The sequence below is a fragment of the Cognataquiflexum aquatile genome, assembly GCF_003316845.1.
Taxonomy (GTDB): domain Bacteria; phylum Bacteroidota; class Bacteroidia; order Cytophagales; family Cyclobacteriaceae; genus Cognataquiflexum; species Cognataquiflexum aquatile.
The window spans coordinates 1,315,621-1,333,956 of the sequence record NZ_QMIK01000001.1; the positions used below are offsets into that span (position 1 = coordinate 1,315,621).

The window sequence follows — 18,336 nt, forward strand, 5'->3', positions numbered from 1 at the left end:
TTCTGACTTCCAACTTCCTTACATCCTAACTTCCCACTTCATACTTCTTACTTCCCACATCCTACTTCCCCTACATATTCCTTCTGTACTGGCCGCCTACTTCATAAAGTGACCTTGTAATCTGTCCCAAAGAACAGGTTTTGGCAGCTTCCATCAGTCTTTCAAATATGTTTTCATTCCGAACAGCGACATGTTGTAGTTCGTTCAACTGGCTTGACGTCAGGTCGGCGTTTTTTTCATGAAGTTGGAGAAGCGTCTGAATCTGGGCTTCTTTTTCTTCTTGGGTCGCACGGATGACCTCGCCTGGAATGACAGTCGGTGAACCTTCAGATGACAGGAATGTATTGACTCCGATAATCGGATATTCTCCGGTATGTTTCAAAGTCTCGTAATAGAGGCTTTCTTCCTGGATTTTACCCCTTTGGTACATCGTCTCCATAGCACCTAGGACTCCTCCCCTTTCGGTAATTCTGTCAAATTCTTTATATACCGCTTCCTCTACCAAATCTGTAAGTTCTTCGATGATAAAAGCCCCCTGAATCGGGTTTTCATTTTTTGCCAATCCCAATTCCTTGTTGATGATCAGTTGAATGGCCATAGCCCGCCTAACGGAAGCTTCTGTCGGAGTAGTGATGGCTTCGTCATAAGCATTCGTGTGAAGGGAATTGCAATTGTCATAGATCGCATACAGTGCCTGAAGCGTCGTACGGATATCATTGAAGTCAATCTCCTGTGCATGTAGCGAGCGCCCTGAAGTCTGGATATGGTACTTGAGCATTTGCGAACGCTCATTCGCACCATATTTCAATTTCATTGCCTTTGCCCAGATCCTTCTTGCAACCCTGCCGATTACTGCATATTCCGGATCAATCCCATTGGAAAAGAAGAAGGAAAGGTTCGGCGCAAATTGGTTGATGTCCATTCCCCTTGATACATAATATTCCACATAGGTAAAACCATTGGAAAGTGTCAAAGCCAATTGGGTAATCGGATTTGCTCCGGCCTCAGCGATATGGTAACCCGAAATAGAAACAGAATAAAAATTTCTGACATTTTGGTCAATAAAATACTGCTGCATATCCCCCATCAATCTCAGGGAAAATTCAGTGGAGAAAATGCAGGTATTCTGAGCCTGATCTTCTTTGAGAATGTCAGCCTGTACGGTTCCTCTTACATTGGCCAAAGTAAAAGCCTTGATTTTTTCATAGGCTTCCTTCGGCAAAACCTGATCGCCTGTCACGCCCAAAAGCATCAGGCCAAGGCCGTCATTTCCTTCAGGAATAGGAGCATTGTAAGTAGGCCGTATAGCACCCTTCTCTTTGTAGATGGCTTCTATTTTGGAATTGACCTCTTCTTCCAATCCATTTTCTTTGATATAAATCTCACATTGCTGGTCAATGGCCGCATTCATAAAAAATGCCGTCATGGCTGCAGCAGGACCGTTTATCGTCATGGATACCGAGGTCATCGGGTTGGTAAGGTTAAACCCTGAATACAGCTTCTTGGCATCATCCAAGCAACAAATGTTGACTCCGGAATTTCCGATTTTGCCATAGATATCAGGTCTGTAATCCGGATCCTCACCGTACAAGGTCACTGAATCAAATGCTGTAGAAAGTCTTTTGGCAGGCAATCCTTTAGATACATAATGGAAGCGCTTATTGGTCCTCTCGGGCCCTCCTTCTCCTGCAAACATCCTCGTGGGATCTTCTCCTTCCCGCTTGAAAGGGAAAACGCCTGAGGTGTAGGGAAATTCCCCGGGTACGTTTTCTGTCAGTCCCCATTTCAACAAATCTCCCCAAGCTTCATATTTTGGAAGGGAAATCTTCGGGATTTTGGATTGGGAAAGGGAAGTGTAATAAGTCTGAATCTTGATTTCCTTATCCCTGACTTTGAACACATAAAAATCATCTACATACTTTTGCGCTTTTTCAGGCCATTGTTCAAGCCATTTTTTGTTTTTGGGATCAAGCTCCAATTCTACTTGCGCATAGACTTCCTGAAGTTCTTTGACCAATCTATCAACATCAGCCACTTTCGTGGATTTGACTGCCTTTATTGATTTTTGGATGCTATAAAGCTTTTGGGCTACTTCCTTTTGGGCAGCCACCCATTTGTCATAACCCCGGTTATTTTCGGAGATTTCTGACAGGTACCTGGTTCGTGCTGGAGGAATGATATATATCTTTTCAGACATTTCCTTACTGAGCTTAAAGGAAGTCTGCAGGTCAACGCCTGTTTTTTCTACCATTTTATGGATAATCCCTTTGTAAAGGTTATTCATCCCCGGATCATTGAATTGTGAAGCAATGGTACCGAAAACGGGAATATCCTCGTCGGCTATATCCCAAAGATAATGGTTGCGTTTGTATTGTTTTTTGACATCTCGGAGTGCATCCTGCGCACCTCTTTTGTCAAACTTGTTTAGAGCAATGATATCCGCAAAATCAAGCATGTCGATTTTCTCCAATTGGGTGGCGGCACCATATTCGGGCGTCATCACATACAATGACATGTCTGAGTGCTCGATGATCTCGGTGTCCGACTGACCGATTCCTGAAGTTTCCAAAATAATCAAGTCGAAATCGGCTGCTTTGACAATATCTACCGCATCCTGCACATATTTGGAAAGGGCAAGATTGGATTGCCTTGTGGCCAACGACCGCATGTAGACATGGGAATGATTGATGGCATTCATTCGGATTCTGTCGCCCAAAAGCGCACCTCCGGTCTTCCTTTTGGAAGGATCTACCGAGATTATGGCAATGTTTTTATCAGTAAAATCAATCAAAAACCTCCTGACCAATTCATCCACAAGGGAAGATTTGCCCGCTCCTCCCGTACCGGTGATTCCCAAAACTGGAGCTTTGCTGTTGCTTGCCGATTTCCTGATTTCTTCCAAAAGGGATTTACTTTCCTCAGGAAAATTCTCCGCAGCAGAAATAATCCGCGCAATGCTTGATTGATTCGATTTGTCCAATTTGATGTTTTGGAAATCATCTCCAACCGGGAAATCAGAGGTACTGACAAGGTCATTGATCATGCCCTGCAAACCCATCGCACGTCCGTCGTCGGGTGAATAAATCCGGGTGATCCCATATTCATGCAGTTCTTTGATCTCCTCGGGCAAAATCGTGCCTCCTCCACCGCCAAAAATCTTGATATGACCTGCGCCTTGCTCCTGAAGCAAATCAAACATGTATTTGAAAAATTCCACATGGCCACCTTGGTAGGAGGTGATTGCAATCGCCTGAACATCCTCCTGAATGGCACAATCGACAATTTCTTGAACCGACCTGTTGTGGCCGAGGTGGATCACCTCACAGCCTGTCGCCTGGATGATCCTCCTCATAATGTTGATCGCAGCGTCATGCCCATCAAAAAGAGAGGCAGCGGTAACAAGTCTGATGTGGTTTTTGGGTTTATAAATCTCTTGCGTAATTGACATTTTATTTGGGTTAATATGTCCTACAAACAGCCGAAGATCATCAGTGTTTGGGATGATAAATGGAATAAATTAATTCATAAATAATCGAATGCGAATATAAGAAAAATAAAAAAGTCGAAAGGTTAAAAAACCAGTCTTTCCCAAACATTATTTGGAATTATATCTCCATAATACTTATCACCAAACAGACTTTGGATTTCTCTCCAAAATACAGGGGAATTCACAACTCTTTTACAAAAAGAGAATCATTTTTATTCCTGACCAATATCAGCGTTTTTGAGACTTTTGACTCTTTTCTTTGTAGGGTACACCGATAAAATGGCTTAAATTCGGATTCAGCCATCCACTTAACTTGATTCTTATGAAATTATCCTTGTCATTGGGAAGTTACAAAAATGTAAAGGTTTTTATCCATTGGACTTTTTCACTCTTACTTTTATGGATCATTATTTCCAATTTCCGACAAGGGATGCCGGGAATGGATATTCTGTGGATCATCATCTTTGTTTTGGCACTTTTTGCCTGTGTTGTTTTTCATGAATTTGGACATGCTTTGGCCGCCCAGAAATATGGGATTCAGACCAAGGACATCGTCTTGTATCCTATCGGTGGTGTTGCCAGGCTGGAAAAATTACCCGAAGAACCCAAGCAGGAACTTTGGGTTGCCATAGCAGGTCCTTTGGTGAATATTGGGATATTCTTGATTTTATCGCTTGTCCTGAATTTTACAGGATTTGACATGAGCAATCTGGAACAGCTCGAAAGTATCAAAATCGGTCCCAGCACCATAGTCCTCTACCTTGCTTCTGCTAATTTGATCTTGGCACTTTTCAATCTCATTCCTGCATTTCCTATGGATGGAGGAAGGATTTTGAGGGCATTTTTGGCGATCCGTATGCCAAGAGCAAAGGCTACCAAAATCGCAGGAAGCATCGGTCAATTTTTGGCTATTTTCTTTATTTTCTTTGGCCTTTTCAATAACCCCATATTGGTTCTGATCGGGGTATTTATTTTTCTTGGAGCAGCAGCTGAAGTCAGCCATACTCAACAGGAAAGTTTGCTCAAAGGGTTTAAGGTAAAAGATGCCTTAATGATGAAATTCCAGATTCTTGGTATAGACGCACCGCTTTCGAAGGCAGTTGAAAAGTTACTCAATTCCCAGGCTACTCATTTTGTGGTCGTCAAGGACGATGTCGCAGTAGGAACTTTGAGCAGAAATGAAATCATCAAGGGATTGCAGGAGGGTGGAGAAAACCTGTTGATTGAAAAAGTCGCTGATTTGAATCCTATGAAAGTAGAAACAGAAGAAGACTTGGATGAGGCTTGGAAAAGGATGCTCACAGAAAGTAGGAAAGTTGCTTTTGTAATAGAAAACGGTCATTTTCTCGGGATATTGGACCAAGAAAATATCAGTGAATTTGTCATGGTGAAGACAGCCATCAGCAAATGATTTCATTGCCTGCAAATCCCCACAGCATTGAAGCCAAAGAGCTCCTACGTCAGCTGGGAAGCAGGGAGGACGGGATTTCAGGTGAAGAATCGCAAAAAAGATTACAGGAGTTTGGGCCCAATGAAATTCCTGATGCGGGTAGAAAACCCATTTGGAAGATTGTACTGAAGCAGTTCAACAACCTGATGGTTTACATCCTTTTGGCTGCAGCTTTAATCTCATTTTTCACAAAGCATTATGTAGATGTTTACGTCATCCTTGCGATCATCATCATCAATGCCATTATTGGATTTGTTCAGGAATACAAAGCGGAAGGGGCGCTGATTGCGCTCAAGAACCTGCTTGTTCCACAATGCAAAGTTATCCGAAACGGAGGGTTGCAGACCGTAAATTCCAGGGAATTGGTACCCGGAGACATCATTGCTTTGGAAGAGGGAGATAATATCCCTGCAGATGCGCGGGTTATTTATGCCAAAAATGCAAGGACTTCTGAAGCTTCTCTGACAGGCGAATCGGTACCTGTCACCAAAACCTCAGATACCCTATTTGGTGAAATTCCTTTGGCCGAAAAATCAAATATGGTATGGAAAGGCACTTTTTTGGCAGGAGGATCAATCAAAGCCGTGGTAACAGGCACAGGTTTAAAGACCCAAATTGGTGAAATCGCCACCAGCATCCTGCAGATTGAACCCAAAAAGACCAATTTCCAAAACAAAACTGATAAGCTCGCCCGTCAGATGGCCCTCATTGCCATTGCGAGTGCGGTAGTGCTATTTGTGGTAGCCTACTTTTTTAATGATTTTGAGATCAACGAGATTTTGTTGATTTCCATCGCGTCACTTGTATCTGCCATTCCCGAAGGACTACCAGCTGTACTTTCTATCGTCATGGCAGTGGGGTCACACCGGATGTCAAAAAACAATGCGATCATCCGGGAAATCACAGCAACAGAAAGCCTCGGATCTGTCAGCACGATCGTCACAGATAAGACAGGGACACTCACCCAAAACACCATGACCATCAAAAAAGTATGGGTTCCCAATGCCAAAGAGGTGGACGTACTAGGGGAAGGATGGGAAAGTGAGGGGGAATTATCAGGGCAAAAAGAGGATATCGAAGCTATCGATTTGTTGCTGGAAATAGCCTCCCATTGTCACAATTCGGCCATTCAGGAAGATGACAAAGGCATGTTGGTCGTGACAGGTGACCCGACAGAGGCGGCCTTTTTGGTATTGGGAAACAAAGCCGGTAAATCCAAAGACCATACCATCCTTGAGGATGTGGCCTTTAACTCAGACATCAAATACCGCTCGACTTTGGTGGAAAAAGGAGAAAAAAAAATCCGGTTTTATATCGGTGCGCCTGAATCCATATCGGAGATCTGCTCCTCTATTAAACTCAGTGACGGGGAAACAAAAACCCTTGATGACGCAGAAAAATCCATCATAAATGAAAAAATTTCTTCTTGGTCCAAGGAAAGCCTGCGGGTATTGGCGCTTGCCATAAAGGAAGAACACACCGGTTCGCAATCAGACCAAAACCTGGAATTCATTGGGTTGGCAGGGATGATGGACCCTCCACGCCCGGGAGTATATGAAGCCGTCAAATCCTGCCATTTGGCAGGTATCAGGGTAATCATGGCCACTGGAGACCATGCTGATACCGCTTTGGCAATCGCCAAATCTGTTGGTATTGTGAAGGAAGGACGAGAAAAAGTCTACACCGACTCCGATCTCTCAAAAATGTCACAGGAAGCGTTTGACCTTGCTGTCCAAGAATCCGATGTATTCTGCAGGCTTACCCCTGTGATGAAACTCAACATCGCAAAATCCCTTCAAAAACAAGGCGAACTGATTGCCATGACAGGTGACGGGGTAAATGACGCCCCCGCATTAAAGCAGGCCAACATCGGAATATCCATGGGGATTTTGGGCACTGATGTGGCCAAAGATGCCTCAATGATGGTCTTGGCTGATGATAATTTTGCTACCATCGTCAAGGCTATTGAGCAAGGGAGAATTGTCTTCAATAATGCCAGAAGAACCTCATTCTTTTTGATTTCTACCAATTTTGCCGAAATATTGATCTTGATATTGGCAGTTTCATTTGGACTGCCCATGCCACTGACTGCTACTCAGATTCTTTGGATCAATCTGGTGACAGACGGCTTTTGCGACAAAGCTTTGGCTGCCGAACAGGGAAAAGGAAACGAGCTCCAATCTCCTCCCATTGATCCCAAAGAGAATATTCTGAACAAATCGGTCTACCCTTTTTTGATCATCAATACCTTACTAATGACCGGAATTTCTTTGACAGCTTATCTCTATTACCTCCCGGAAAGCCTGGAAAAAGCCAGAACCATAGTATTTATAACCATGGCCTTTAGTCAGCTTTTCAATGTGCTCAATATGCGGAACCTGGAAGGATCAACTTTCAAAATCGGGCTTTTCAGCAATAAATGGGTGAATTATTCACTCTTGATATCTATTTTACTTCAGATCATAATTATTGAGATTCCCTCTATGGCTACTTTATTTAAATTTATTCCGATCACATTCTGGGAATTCATCTTTTGGGCGGGCATTACTTCTCTGGTGTTTTGGATCACCGAAGTTTTCAAATATTTTAGGTTCAAATAAAAACTAGCCCTAATTTGTGTGACCAATCTCAGCTACATTAACAATCATTGAAATCAATCCCATGAGAAAATCAATCTTTCTATCCCTTCTATTGAGTTTTTGGACTATCCTACTTTGGGCTCAGACTTTGCAATCCCCAGATGGTAACCTAAAATTAAACTTCGAACTGATCGAAGGCCATCCTACATACCAACTGACTTTCAAAGGAAAAGAAGTCATCAAGCCAAGCAAATTGGGTTTGGAGCTCAAAAACAAGCCTTCACTTACAGATGGATTCAGCCTGAAAGACTCCAAGCTTGACTCCAAGAATGAAACCTGGACACCGGTCTGGGGAGAGGAAAAAGAGATCCGTAACCATTACAATGAGTTGGCTGTCACCCTAACACAGCCAGAAACAAGCAGGACCTTGGTCATCAGGTTCCGTCTGTTTGATGATGGTCTGGGATTCCGGTATGAATTCCCTTCCCAGCCTAATCTTGCGCATTTCGCGATCAAGGAAGAAAAAACCCAGTTTGCAATGGCAGGTGACCATACTGCTTTTTGGATTGCTGGAGATTATGACACACAAGAATACGACTACACCGAATCCAAACTTTCTGAAATCCGTCCTTTGATGGCTTCTGCTGTCACAGCCAATTTAGCGCAAAAGCCATTTTCTCCTACAGGAATACAGACATCGCTGATGATGAAAACGGATGATGGTCTTTATATCAACCTTCACGAGGCGGCGTTGATCGATTACTCGACCATGCACCTCAACCTCGATGATAAAAATATGGTTTTCGAATCCTGGCTGACACCCGATGTATTGGGGGACAAAGGCTATTTGCAGACCCCAAGTCATTCGCCATGGAGAACCATCATCGTAAGCGACGATGCAAGAAAAATCCTCGCATCAAGGATGACCTACAACCTCAACGAACCATCCAAAATCGAGGACACTTCATGGATCAAACCCATGAAATATGTTGGTGTTTGGTGGGAAATGATCACCGGAAAAAGTTCTTGGGCATATACAGACGAGTTTCCTGCCGTGAGAATCGGAGAAACTGATTTCTCCAAAGCGAAGCCAAACGGCAAGCATGGTGCGACGACTGCTAATGTCAAAAAATACATCGATTTCGCAGCTGAGCATGGTTTTGATGGCGTTTTGGTGGAAGGATGGAATGTTGGCTGGGAAGATTGGTTTGGCAATTCCAAAGATTTTGTATTTGATTTCCTGACACCTTATCCTGATTTTGACCTGGTTGGAATCCGCGATTATGCCAAGAGCAAAGGCGTAGAAATGGTCATGCACCACGAAACGTCTTCTTCTGTCAGGAACTACGAAAGGTTTATGGATGAGGCCTACAAATTCATGAAGGACAATGGCTACAACGCCGTGAAAAGCGGATATGTTGGTTTTATACTTCCCCGAGGAGAGAATCACTACAGTCAGTGGATTGTCAACCACTACCAATATGCTTTGGAAAAAGCAGCTGAATACAAAATTATGGTCAATGCCCACGAGGCTGTTCGTCCGACGGGGATCGGCCGAACCTACCCCAACCTGATCGGAAATGAATCAGCAAGGGGAACAGAATACCAGGCATTTGGCGGTTCAAAACCAAACCACGTCACCGTCCTTCCATTTACCCGATTGATCGGAGGGCCGATGGACTATACTCCAGGGGTTTTTGAAATGGATATCAGCAAGATCAATCCACAGAATAACTCTTGGGTCAACAGTACTTTGGCCAACCAACTTGCGCTCTATGTGACCATGTACAGCCCGCTTCAGATGGCTGCTGACTTACCGGAAAATTACGACAGGTTTCCCGATGCATTCCAGTTTATCAAAGATGTAGCTTTGGATTGGGATGAAAGCAGGTACTTAGAAGCAGAACCCGGATATTACCTTACAATTGCAAGGAAAGAAAAAGGGGCTTCGAACTGGTTTGTAGGAAACGTGAACGGAACGAGTGAGAGGGTTTCCAACATCAATTTTGACTTCTTGGATGCAGGCAAAACCTACATTGCGACCATTTATTCAGATGCAAAAGATGCTCACTACCGAAACAATCCCCAAGCCTACAACATCAGAAAAGTGGTCGTTACTTCCAAATCCAAATTATCCCAAATGAGCGCTCCCGGCGGTGGCTATGCTATCAGCCTCAAGGAAGCAAGTAAAGAGGAAATAAAGGGGCTGAAAAAATTGTAAATCATAGAGTTATTTTGAGAGGAGATATTTCCAAAACCATGAAAAAAATTAATCTTTTACCCTTCTTATTATTTCCAATTTTGACGATTTCGTGTGATCAGAAAGTACCTGAGGTACAAGAATCAACCAAAGAATTTAACGAACCTCACCGGCCTCAATACCACTTTACGCCTGCCGCCAATTGGATGAATGATCCAAATGGCATGGTGTATCTCGATGGGGAATACCATCTGTTTTACCAATATTATCCGGACAGTACCATATGGGGGCCGATGCATTGGGGACATGCGATTTCCACTGATTTGGTTCATTGGGAGCACCTTCCTGTAGCCATCGAACCCGATTCTTTGGGATATATTTTCTCAGGTTCGGCAGTGATCGACCACGACAACACGAGCGGATTGGGAACCAAAGAGAATCCTGCCATGGTAGCCATTTATACCTACCATGATTCTGTGGGAGAAAAAGAAAAAAGAATGGATTTCCAGACTCAAGGGATAGCATACAGCACGGATAAAGGCAGAACCTGGACAAAATATACCGGGAATCCCGTGTTGAAAAATCCGGGAATAAAAGACTTCAGAGATCCAAAAGTGTCTTGGATAAAAGGAGATGATGGTTCCGGCAAATGGGTCATGGCCTTGGCAGTATTGGACAGGATCAGTTTTTATTCTTCTCCAAACCTGTTGGACTGGACTTTGGAAAGTGACTTCAACCCGGATTGGGCGGCTTATGGAGGCGTTTGGGAATGCCCTGATTTGTTCCAATTGAAAGCAGCAGACGGAACTGAAAAGTGGGTTCTGTTTGTCAGCATCAATCCCGGAGGTCCAAACGGCGGCTCCGCAACCCAATATTTTATTGGAGACTTTGATGGAAAAAATTTCACAGCAGAACATGACGATGTCAAATGGCTTGATTATGGTGCGGACAATTACGCCGGGGTCACTTGGTCAAATGTGCCTGAGCAAGACGGAAGAAGGCTTTTTATTGGTTGGATGAGTAATTGGGATTATGCCCAAGTCGTACCATCCCACCCCTGGCGATCGGCGACAACTTTGCCTAGAAGTCTAGAATTGGTTACGTCCGGAGACGGCTATATAGTGGCTTCAAGACCTGTAGCAGAATTACGTGCCTTACGAAAATCCACACATGAAATCTCAGGGGAATCTATTGTTTTGGAAGAGGAATTGGTGGAATTAGGTCTTACAACGACCGTCGGAAGTAATTTTGAAATTGAACTTTCGAACGAAAAAGGAGAAAAACTCACCTTCAAAAAGTCAGGAGATTCTTTGATTTTTGACAGGACAGCTTCTGGTTTGGTAGATTTCGAAGCAAGGTTTGCTAAAATCCATACCGCTCCGCTTAATGGTTTGGAAGTAAAATCCCTCAAAATATACATCGACCGCTCGTCTGTTGAGATTTTTGTCAATGATGGCGAAATGGTCATGACGGAATTGGTTTTTCCGACTGAGCCTTACAGTAGATTAAAACTTACAGGCTTTGAAAATCCTGGATCCATGCATTACCTCAAGTCAATTTGGTAATCAAAAAAGCCTATCGCCTTTGGCAGTGTCTCCACTGCCAAATTTACTTAAAGAATGTCCGTGAAGGAAGGCAAGGTTTTCGCCAATGGCAGTGTCTCCACTGTCAATCTTTCAAGGATCTGAATGTCCGTGGAGACACGGACATTGGCGGCAGAAAAGTTTCATTAATTCAATACTTACCTTCCGCAAATTTCTGAATACGGGCAATATTTACATTTTTCCAGATTATCTGTCTGTGAAAAAGAAACTTCAGGATCGTACATTTCTTCAAGCATTTTCCTCAAACCTGATTCATATTCGACTGCATATTCTATGTAGTCCTGTACTTCAGATTTTTGTTCTTTGTTCTTAAGGTACGGATTGAAATCCTCTTTGAAAATCTCCTTAAAATTAAATAGCGCGGGTTTCAAAGGTTTAGAATTTTCAGGATGCATGGCCTGATAAAGCAATCCATAATACATGGTCTGCATGGCTGCTTTGTTCCGGTTTTTATCCTCCCGATCAAAAAGACTAGCCACATTGGAAAAATCCTTTTTGTCACCACCCGATTTGTAATCAATCAATCTTATAGTACCGTCTTTCTCATCCACCCTGTCAATAAAACCTTTGAGACTGATCTTTTTGATGCCGGTTCCAGTGTTGATTTCAAATTGGGACTTGTGGGCTTTTTCCATGGATAATAAGCGAAAAGGCGCATCTTCTTCATCGATCTCAAGCAAGCGAACCATGTATTTTTGCATCACATCCCGGACAATGGCCATTTGTCCACTGAGTTTGGTATCGGCATTTTCTTCCAGATGGTAAAACTTCCTCACCCCCAATTCTATCGATGGAAAGACCCAATTTTTCCTCAAATCCTCGAAATCTCCTTTTTCTAGAACATCCCGGTTTTTCCTTTTCCTAAATCCATCATAGAGAAATTCCATGCTGTAATGGGCAATATTTCCAAAAACTGCTGCGTCAATCTCTTCTTTTACCTCATCTTTTTCCTGAATGTTGGCGAGGTATTGCAGGTAAAACTTAAGTCTGCAATCCAGATACACACTCAAGGCAGAAGGTGAAAATGAAGTCTGGGAAAAACCTTCGTCAGTAACCACATACCTTTCCAGCAAATTGAGCACTTCGGGAGTTTTAGAAATGGAAATGGCATCTGTATTTTTCAAGTCAATGGGTACATAGATGATTTCTTCCTTCATCTCAATTCCCAACTCGACCATCATCTGCTGGATATACCGGCTCTTTTCACCGGCCTTGCCCTGATCGGAAGCAGTGGTATAGATCATATGTACTTCCTCCGCACTGTGCAAAAGTCTGTAAAAAGTATAGGCATAAATGGCATCATTCTGCTCCTGAACAGGAAGACCAAACGCCTTTCGGATATTAAAAGGAATCATGGAATTAAGCCCGGCAGAAGGAGGAAAACTGTCCTCATTCATATTACAAATGATCACACGTCGAAAATCCAGGTTCCTCGATTCCAACACACCCATGACCTGCAATCCCTGCAACGGTTCCCCTTCAAATGGCAATTTCACCTCACGGAATACCTGTCTGAACAATCGGATAAAAAACTCGCGGTCTACAGTCGTTGATTCCTGTTTTTCAAAAATTTCCCTTAACCTGTTCAACTGCTTGAAGCATTGGTACAGGTACGAGCGCTGCAATGGTTCATCGGTCAATCTCTCCGCAAGTTGTTCCATCAGGACAGAGAGATAAGGAAATAGGGTTTCACTCTTGAGTTGCTGAAAGATAAGCTGGAACAAAGCGCCACCTTGATGGAGCGTAGACTCAGGAATATATATTTGATTTTTCTCCTGCATGTCTGCCAAAGTCTTTGCTACAAAAGACTCATTTTCAGCTTTGAGGTAAATCGAAGACAGCAGGTTTTTGACAGGCTGATGGTAAAATAAAACCTTCCCTTCCTCGACTTTGATAAAGCGCTGCATTTCCAAAACAGCCTCCAGAAAAGCATAGACAGGGGCGTTTTTGACGGGATAGCCCATCGTTACGTTGACTTTATCGATTTGACCCGGTAAGGTATGTAGGATAGGAAACAGCATCTGCTCATCCGGCAAAATCACCACTGTCTCCTCCCAATTTTCATCCAGTCCTCCTTTTTCTAAAATAGACCCAACCAAATTCGCCTGATTGGTTTTGAGCGGAGTGGCATAGGTATGGATTTTGGCTTTTGGGTTTTGGATATGGGTGGGAATTTCCTTTGGAAAGGTCGGTCCAAAAAATTTGTCTTTTTGATATTCCCTAAAGAAAAGTCCCGCTTCCTGATTGGCATCATCCAAGTAATATCCATCGATATCCCAAAAAATCCTGGCATCAAACTCAGAAATGAAATACTTGATCAATTTCTCTTCCGTACCTGTAAATGCATTGAACCCGATGAAGATGAATTGCTTTTCGGGCTTTGAAATCTCTCCCAATGACTGTGCTACTTTCCGGTATAACTTTCCGGAATAAGCCAATCCTGAAACTTCCAGAGATACCTGATAAGCTTGGTATATTGGACTGAGCATTTGCCAAAACTTCAGAAATTTTTCCTGATGGCTTCTGTCCTGTCTTTCAAATGAATTCCAGAATTGACGGATCAATTCAATCTGACTGTTGCTCAAAAAGCTAAGGTCAGATTCCAATTCCTTGATTTCTGACAAATGGAGATAGAGTTTTTTGGCATCAGCCATAAACTGATCCAAGTCATTGAAGTCTTTGAGGATCATTTCTCCCCAAAAATAAAACCTGTCAAAAGTCTCCGGTTCGGGATGAAGCCTTTGGTAAACTTTATAAAGCTCAAATATCAACGTCAAATCGTCTGAAGGCCGCTGCCCGGCATATTGGTAAAAAACATCCTCAATCGTCTTTACCTCCGGCATCCAGGTCGGCTTCTCTATCAATGCCCCCAAATGTTGTGTAAAGAACAATCCAGCCCGTCGATTGGGCAAAACGATCACCAGATTTTGGAGTTCCTGATATTCTTGAAGAATGGAATCTGCTGTATTTCTTAAAAAACTATGCATGAAAGTAAGTTAAGTACTCCTACAAAAGAAACGGATTTAAAGGAAGGTAAAAAATCAATGACAGTAGATGTCAAGAATTAATTCCTCCTGCATTATTGCGGAAATTTTCAGTCAAGATTTATATCTTTATCACAGGTATATCTAAAAAAGTGTGAAATGAAACAAGTAACCATTAATATCCCGGAGAATATGTATGGATTTTTTATGGAATTGATCCAAAAACTTGGACTTGAAAAAGTGGAAAATGAAATTGTAGATATCCCTGATTGGCAAAAAAGAGAAGTTATACACAGGATGGAGTCAACCTCTTCTGAAGAATATTTGACTTGGGAAGAAATCGAAAACCAGTTAGAAAATGGTTTATGATCAAATCTTACACAGTAATATTCAACCCACAGGTTTACGACGATATCAAAGATTCACTAGCCCATTACAGAAAAGAAACAAAAAGTGAAATTCTAGGCCAAAGATTTCTTAAAGCTATAAAGACAAACATCAAAAAACTAAACAAAAACCCGCTGAATTATCAAATTAGATATAGAGACATGCGATTTTTGGAAATTGTTCCTTTTCCACATCTTGCACATTTCAGAGTAGATGAAGAAAATAGAATTGTCAGGGTTGAGGCCATTATTCACCCAGCTCAAGATCCAAATAAATGGCATTCCAAAACTTCTATCTGATTTTCTGATTGGACCTAGGGAATAATTTCAAACTACCTCTACCACTTTTCCTGATTCCAAATAACATATAAATCCTCTGACCGGCTTTGCGGCCAGTTTACCTACCAAGTCCATGTAATCGCGAACCTGCTTTTCATACTTTTCATAGGCTTCCCCTGTCTTAAAATCCACGATGAGAGCCTCGTTATCTTTGAGAATAATCCTGTCCGGCCGCTTTTGTTTTCCTCCCGGAAGGAGGATTCCCTGTTCGGCCAATAAAACGCCTTCTGTATCAAACCAAGAAGCAAAAAGCGGATTAGCAAACAATCCATGAAGTTGGGTTTCTACCTGAAGACGCTCCTCTTCTGAAATTCTTCCTTCAAAGTAAAAAGCTTGTAAAATGGATTGGCATTCAGCCAATGTCCCGGATTTCTCCAAAATCTCATGAACCAACAATCCGAAATTCTGCTTTTTCCGCTGTGCCATCCCTTCTGCAGAAAAATCAACGGCATACTGTTTCACCTTCAGGAGTTCTGACCAATTTTGGTAAGCCCACCGGAGTTGAGGCATATGTGTCTCCTCCTTTATCTTGGTTTCTGTTATTGGCCAAGATCCATAATCAAAGACCTTGGTTTCAGGATCGAAATATTCGGAAAGACTCAATTCTCCGATGTGATCCGAAGATCCGCTAAGTATTTGTTGCAGATGGATTTCAAGGTTATTTTCTGAAGATTTACTGTTGATTTCTTTAAAAGGCACCAAACCCCAAATCACTTCCTCTGCCCTTGTCAAAGCCACATAAATCATGTTCAGACTGTCCAGATACGCCAAAGTAGCCTCCTCAGAATAAGTTTCATTGAAATCTGATTTGGCCAATTTGCCATTCAAAGTCAGAGGAATGATGGCAGATAAATTCCTTTCAGAATCCTGAAAAGGTGACCAAACCACATTGCCTTTTCTGGTTTCAAAAATTTCCCATTTCAAAAATGGCATCAGCACTACTTTGAACTGCAACCCTTTGGATTTGTGAATGGTAAGGATCCTCATGGCATTATGCCCTTCGGGAATTTTGACAGTCCGCTTTACCTTGTTTTCTTCCCACCACTCCAAAAATCCTGATAAATCGGCTCTGTTGTTGGCAGTAAAATCATAAACCGCTTCTTTGAAACCCGATATATAAGCCTTCTCCAAGCCATTTTCTTGAAGCTCCAATTCATCTATCAACTCCTCCACTGCCTCCATCAAAGGCAACTGCAGAAGAATTGTCTCCTTGTCTTTGAATGACTTTTCCTTTTTGACCAAGTACTCGGGGGTTTTCTCCAAAGCAAACAAGTCATGGTTGACCGGTTCGTTTTTCAGAACAGAATAATAGTACCACATCGTCTTGAACTGAACCTTGTCTTCAGGTTCATGCAGGTAATTCAATCCCGCAACCAAGGCTTTGACTGAAGCCGACTTCTGTAGGTACATGGACTCATCCGAGAGTACATCAAAGCTGTAAGGAAGTTCGGGATTGTCTGCTCCAAAGGCCATCAAAGTATCTGCGATCGCCACTCCCTGATCTTTCGTTCTGACCAAAAAAGCAATATCACGAAGCTGATACCCCTTGTCCTGTAACTCCATCACGATTCTTGGAAGTCGGGAAAGTGCCTGTGCGTCAAATTTTCCCTCTTCCTCACTTTCCTTGACATCGATAAATTCAAATCGAACTTTTCCTTTCGATTCCAGATTGGCTTTTCGGTCAGAGACCTTTTGGTGCACATCATGGTATGCCCGGGAAATAATCCCTGCATCGCTTGCACTATAGACTCTTTCCACTACCTCTTCAAAAACCTTGGGAAGCTGCTTGAAAAGTGCATTGTTGAAGTTGATAATATTGGGAAGGCTCCTAAAATTGGTGTCCAAGTTTTCGTTTCTGACCCTTTGGGCGCCGATTTCAGATTCGACTTGCTCAAGTAAAAGCTTCATCTCCCCTCCTCTCCAACGGTAAATCGACTGCTTGACATCTCCTACAAGCAGGTTGGTATTTCCTTGGGAAAGGGAGTTTTCAAGCAATGGTTTGAAACTTGCCCATTGAAACCCTGAGGTGTCCTGAAATTCGTCAATCAGGTAGTTCCTGTATTGGTTGCCCACTTTTTCATAGATAAAAGGAGCATCGTTTTCTTTGGTGATTTCTTTCAGAAACTCATTGGCATCGGAAATCAACAGGATGCTTTCCTCGTCTTTGAGCAGGGTCAGTTCTTCAAGGAGGTTTCTAAAAATCCCAAAAACAAAAATATTCTTGGATATTGCCTCTAAGGTATTCCATTTGGTCAATAGGGTATCAAACTGAGAAAGGATCAGGTTCAAGCCATGATGATAAGCACTTTCGATCCGCTCCATATTCGGGTCTTTTTTCTTATACCACTTATCAGGATTGCCGATTTTGTCTACCTGCGTCGGGCTGAGTTCGGGGACAGGATTGTATCGGTCGCCCAAAAGATCAAACTTTTTAGCAAAAGAAAGGGTCGCTCCGGAAAAATCAGTCCATTCCAAACCATTGTTGATTCGGATCTGATTGGCTTCTTCCTTGAGTTGACGTGTGACCTTGATGAGTTCTGCTTTCCTTTCGCGAACAAAAGCATTCAGGTTTTTGATGTTTTCTTTTTCCTTCAAAAACTCCCTGATCTCATTCCCATATTTCTTGAAATCTTCCTGAAAAATCTGCTTTCCAAGTTCTTTTATGTTTTTTCGGATATCCCAGGATTTGCCGTTTTGGATTTGCTCGACAGCATAATCCACGAGCCATTTGTGCAAAAATTCATCGTCCATCACCTTTGCCACCACCCGATCTACAACGCGGTCAAGAACCGCATCCTGATCCATTTCGACCTCAAACTTTGCATTGAGATCCATTTCCCTGGCAAAGGACCGGACGACTTTCTGGAAAAAACTATCTATCGTACTGACAGAAAACCTCCCATAATCATGCAGTATGGAAGTCAGTACTTTGGCAGCACGGGATTTCAGTTCGTCTTCACCGATATTCAAACCGTCCAATAATTCCCGATCCATTTTCTGGTCAGATTGTACGGTATGTTTAAGCCTTTTCAATTCCTTGATGATTCTCTCCTTCATTTCGGCAGTGGCTTTATTGGTAAAAGTCACCGCCAGGATGGATTTGAAATTATCAGGAAATTTTAAGGCTAATTTAAGGTATTCCATAGTCAGGGTGTAAGTCTTGCCCGACCCTGCAGAGGATTTGTAAATGATAAAGTTTCTGTCTTCCATTTTCAAAAATCAAGATAGACAAAACAAGTAGAAATACAGAGGATAAAAAAACGATTGACGGAGACTGTCAGATTAATAAAAAACAAAATTTACTTTG

Annotated in this window: 9 protein-coding genes; 6 read left to right on the top strand and 3 right to left on the bottom strand. The window is 42.5% G+C overall.

The window, feature by feature from the left end; translation table 11 throughout:
• Positions 1-70: 70 nt before the first annotated feature.
• Positions 71-3,448, bottom strand: coding sequence for a methylmalonyl-CoA mutase family protein (locus tag DQW11_RS05465; RefSeq protein WP_113922947.1), 3,378 nt, complete (start codon positions 3,446-3,448; stop codon positions 71-73).
• A gap of 361 nt (positions 3,449-3,809) precedes the next feature.
• On the opposite strand from DQW11_RS05465, the gene DQW11_RS05470 reads away from it, so the two are divergent.
• From DQW11_RS05470 to DQW11_RS05485, 4 genes are all read left to right on the top strand, one after another.
• Complete coding sequence (locus DQW11_RS05470; protein WP_113922948.1) at positions 3,810-4,898, top strand: site-2 protease family protein; 1,089 nt, start codon at positions 3,810-3,812, stop codon at positions 4,896-4,898.
• Positions 4,895-7,537 (top strand): cation-translocating P-type ATPase, encoded by a 2,643-nt coding sequence (locus DQW11_RS05475; RefSeq protein ID WP_113922949.1) that lies wholly within the window; start codon positions 4,895-4,897, stop codon positions 7,535-7,537. Before DQW11_RS05470 ends, DQW11_RS05475 begins: the two co-directional genes overlap by 4 nt.
• Before the next feature lie 61 nt (positions 7,538-7,598).
• Complete coding sequence (locus DQW11_RS05480; RefSeq protein WP_113922950.1) at positions 7,599-9,737, top strand: glycoside hydrolase family 97 protein; 2,139 nt, start codon at positions 7,599-7,601, stop codon at positions 9,735-9,737.
• Positions 9,738-9,775: 38 nt separating this feature from the next.
• Positions 9,776-11,281, top strand: coding sequence for a glycoside hydrolase family 32 protein (locus tag DQW11_RS05485; protein WP_113922951.1), 1,506 nt, complete (start codon positions 9,776-9,778; stop codon positions 11,279-11,281).
• 176 nt (positions 11,282-11,457) lie between these two features.
• On the opposite strand, the gene DQW11_RS05490 is transcribed toward DQW11_RS05485, so the two are convergent.
• Positions 11,458-14,307 (bottom strand): PD-(D/E)XK nuclease family protein, encoded by a 2,850-nt coding sequence (locus DQW11_RS05490; protein ID WP_113922952.1) that lies wholly within the window; start codon positions 14,305-14,307, stop codon positions 11,458-11,460.
• 156 nt (positions 14,308-14,463) lie between these two features.
• Here DQW11_RS05490 and DQW11_RS05495 point away from each other — a divergent pair, with 156 nt between their 5' ends.
• Positions 14,464-14,673: a hypothetical protein gene (locus DQW11_RS05495; protein ID WP_113922953.1), complete on the top strand. Its 210-nt coding sequence runs from the start codon at positions 14,464-14,466 to the stop codon at positions 14,671-14,673.
• Positions 14,670-14,990 carry a type II toxin-antitoxin system RelE/ParE family toxin gene (locus DQW11_RS05500; protein ID WP_113922954.1) on the top strand — a complete coding sequence of 107 codons (321 nt, stop codon included), beginning with the start codon at positions 14,670-14,672 and terminating at the stop codon, positions 14,988-14,990. The genes DQW11_RS05495 and DQW11_RS05500 overlap by 4 nt, the downstream gene beginning before the upstream one ends.
• A gap of 27 nt (positions 14,991-15,017) precedes the next feature.
• Here DQW11_RS05500 and DQW11_RS05505 read toward each other — a convergent pair whose 3' ends face one another.
• Positions 15,018-18,239, bottom strand: coding sequence for a UvrD-helicase domain-containing protein (locus DQW11_RS05505; RefSeq protein ID WP_113922955.1), 3,222 nt, complete (start codon positions 18,237-18,239; stop codon positions 15,018-15,020).
• Between the last annotated feature and the right edge of the window lie 97 nt (positions 18,240-18,336).

Bases quoted from the DNA above. Each gene is read 5' to 3' on its own strand.
- DQW11_RS05465 (WP_113922947.1), bottom strand. From the start codon at position 3,448: ATGTCAATTACGCAAGAGATTTATAAACCCAAAAACCACATCAGACTT.
- DQW11_RS05470 (WP_113922948.1), top strand. From the start codon at position 3,810: ATGAAATTATCCTTGTCATTGGGAAGTTACAAAAATGTAAAGGTTTTT.
- DQW11_RS05475 (WP_113922949.1), top strand. From the start codon at position 4,895: ATGATTTCATTGCCTGCAAATCCCCACAGCATTGAAGCCAAAGAGCTC.
- DQW11_RS05480 (WP_113922950.1), top strand. From the start codon at position 7,599: ATGAGAAAATCAATCTTTCTATCCCTTCTATTGAGTTTTTGGACTATC.
- DQW11_RS05485 (WP_113922951.1), top strand. From the start codon at position 9,776: ATGAAAAAAATTAATCTTTTACCCTTCTTATTATTTCCAATTTTGACG.
- DQW11_RS05490 (WP_113922952.1), bottom strand. From the start codon at position 14,307: ATGCATAGTTTTTTAAGAAATACAGCAGATTCCATTCTTCAAGAATAT.
- DQW11_RS05495 (WP_113922953.1), top strand. From the start codon at position 14,464: ATGAAACAAGTAACCATTAATATCCCGGAGAATATGTATGGATTTTTT.
- DQW11_RS05500 (WP_113922954.1), top strand. From the start codon at position 14,670: ATGATCAAATCTTACACAGTAATATTCAACCCACAGGTTTACGACGAT.
- DQW11_RS05505 (WP_113922955.1), bottom strand. From the start codon at position 18,239: ATGGAAGACAGAAACTTTATCATTTACAAATCCTCTGCAGGGTCGGGC.